The 255-nt window shown below is 47.1% G+C and carries 1 protein-coding gene; it reads left to right on the forward strand.

Annotated features, from left to right (window positions below):
- Nucleotides 1-12 precede the first annotated feature (12 nt).
- Nucleotides 13-255: LIM domain-containing protein (locus MN204_RS21935; protein WP_498043956.1), on the forward strand; the 243-nt coding region annotated here is incomplete at its 3' end.

The raw sequence follows: 255 nt of genomic DNA on the forward strand, positions 1-255 counted from the left end.
GTAGTGAATGCCATGGGCAAGCAATGGCATGTGGAGCATTTTGTTTGTGCCAAATGTGAAAAACCATTTCTTGGGCATCGCCATTATGAGAGGAAGGGCTTGGCCTACTGTGAAACTCACTATAATCAGCTGTTTGGTGATGTTTGTTTCCATTGCAACCGTGTCATAGAAGGTGATGTGGTCTCTGCTCTCAACAAGGCCTGGTGTGTGAGCTGCTTTGCCTGCTCCACCTGCAATACCAAACTCACACTCAAG

Origin of the sequence: Oceanobacillus saliphilus, assembly GCF_023522835.1 — a bacterium.
In the GTDB taxonomy this organism is placed as follows: Bacteria; Bacillota; Bacilli; order Bacillales; family Amphibacillaceae; genus Oceanobacillus; species Oceanobacillus saliphilus.